This window comes from Aestuariivirga litoralis, assembly GCF_003234965.1.
Classification (GTDB): Bacteria; Pseudomonadota; Alphaproteobacteria; order Rhizobiales; family Aestuariivirgaceae; genus Aestuariivirga; species Aestuariivirga litoralis.
In genome coordinates this window covers 1-1,766 of the sequence record NZ_QKVK01000022.1, presented here as the reverse complement: position 1 = coordinate 1,766, position 1,766 = coordinate 1, and the positions used below count along the sequence as shown (strand labels likewise).

The 1,766-nt window shown below is 49.9% G+C and carries 3 protein-coding genes and 1 pseudogene; all 4 read right to left on the bottom strand.

The genetic code is table 11. The annotated features are described in order from the left end of the window. Window positions 1-123: pseudogene (locus tag DK847_RS20335) on the bottom strand (transposase); the annotation flags it as partial. 121 nt (window positions 124-244) lie between these two features. Then, window positions 245-883: a hypothetical protein gene (locus tag DK847_RS20485; protein ID WP_146256210.1), complete on the bottom strand. Its 639-nt coding sequence runs from the start codon at window positions 881-883 to the stop codon at window positions 245-247. 1 nt (window position 884) lies between these two features. Then, window positions 885-1,163 (bottom strand): hypothetical protein, encoded by a 279-nt coding sequence (locus DK847_RS20480; protein WP_146256209.1) that lies wholly within the window; start codon window positions 1,161-1,163, stop codon window positions 885-887. A gap of 151 nt (window positions 1,164-1,314) precedes the next feature. Continuing rightward, window positions 1,315-1,566: a hypothetical protein gene (locus DK847_RS20475; protein ID WP_146256208.1), complete on the bottom strand. Its 252-nt coding sequence runs from the start codon at window positions 1,564-1,566 to the stop codon at window positions 1,315-1,317. Between the last annotated feature and the right edge of the window lie 200 nt (window positions 1,567-1,766).

Genomic DNA, 1,766 nt, shown 5'->3' with positions numbered 1-1,766 from the left:
TCAGTTATACAAGGTGACCTCGGAGAACCCGTTCTTGCGCGCCAAGTCCCCCGTCTTCTCACCCGCCTCCTGCTCACGCAGGACCCCGATAATCTGCCCTTCCGTGAACCGCTTCCGCTTCATCATCCGTCTCCCTTTCTGGGCCGGACTCTAAATCTATCTAGAGGAAATCTTCAGTCGCAGGTCTTCCGAACAAATGTATGCTTCTCGCTACTAATTTTCGTCTTTCATAATGATCGGGTTTCTAGCGCGACTTCTTCGGTTGAGAACTTTTACTTTTCGTTCTCTTCGAAATGAACGTCAGACCTTCGCTCTGGTTATCCAGTTCAAATTCGATTTCGTAACCATCGAAACCCAGATCCGAGTTAATGTACTCGGTCGCTGCCAGCGCCTCCTTGACAGACATAGGCCTCCCACGACGTCCACGGATAATTATCGTATCATATGGGAAAACATAGTAAGCGGACGCAAAATCGATGAATTTGATATGGCTGACGAATAGGTTCGCTACACTGCCGCGAAAGTGATGAGACTCCCCCGGAATGGGCTCGCGCAGTTGGCATAGATGTACGCCAAACGCGGTATGACAATCCCTATTATTATGGAATTGAAGTGTCTGCTTTACGTGTTTGAAAAGGTGTCCGTCAAAGGATATGCTTACAAAATAGCCATGCAAAAATCCTATTTGATCGCTCGCCCTTGCGAGCCGTTTCTCCCTGTCGAACTCTTCAAATAACCGTTCGCCATATCCCGAAACATAGTCCCAGCCACTTACTAAAGCAGGAGTTGTCGTGCGCTCTGCACAGGATTTCACGAACCGGCGCTTCCAGGAATGGAAGCGCCGCCAACCCTGAACGAACTCGGATGCTCCGTCGGTCAGCACACTACTCTTCCTGACCCGTACCCTTTTTGAGCACTTTTTCTAGATCACTCCACTTTATCGAAATGTAATTCTTGCTCTTTCCTCGGGGATACCAATTCAGGGTTCCTTGGCCAATAGCAAGACGTCCCAATATTGCAGGCTTTGGTTTGCCGTTCTCGTAGTTGAGCGCGTTGATAGCGAAGTTCACAGCTGAACCGGCCTTGGCGATGTCCGTGTAAGAAATGGTTGAATCCACACAAAAGGCAGGTTTTTTGGTCTTAGATTTGGTGGTGCGTGCCATTCCAGTTACTCCGTCCCTTGAGTTAGAAGGATGATTAAGTGAGGAAATGCTGATTAAGTTGGCTTCACTAGCCGGAGAATAAACGCCGTTGTACAGCGATAGCAAGCGTAAGGAATAAGCGCTAAACTGCCTTACCCTTAGCCATACTAGCTTATCGTCTCGTGGAAGCGGGCGGAGCCAGGGTCTGTGCAGTCGCGCGGCCTGGAAAGTAATCAACTTCAATCGTGACCTTGGTGCAGAGCGCAAATTGCCGACCCCTCGCACGAAACGCCTTAAACCACACCTCATTTGAAGATTGATCGCCGATGGCGGAGAGCGCTGCCATTTCGATTTCAGCAGGGTTTACACCGGTATCCCGGGCTGCCTGTGTCAAAACGATCCGGTATTTAGGGGATTTCATCATTCACACTCCAATAGATAGTCGTGCCTCGGAAGCGGCAACGAAAACATTGATCGGAGAGTGTGTTGATCTTTTCCGTATAAAGTGGTCTTGCTTCAACGTCAAGCTCCGCATGCCAAAGGCTCCGTGAGCAGGAGGCGGGTGAGAAGACGGGGGACTTGGCGCGCAAGAACGGGTTCTCCGAGGTCACCTTGTATAACTGA

Bases quoted from the DNA above. Each gene is read 5' to 3' on its own strand.
- DK847_RS20475 (WP_146256208.1), bottom strand. From the start codon at position 1,566: ATGATGAAATCCCCTAAATACCGGATCGTTTTGACACAGGCAGCCCGG.
- DK847_RS20480 (WP_146256209.1), bottom strand. From the start codon at position 1,163: ATGGCACGCACCACCAAATCTAAGACCAAAAAACCTGCCTTTTGTGTG.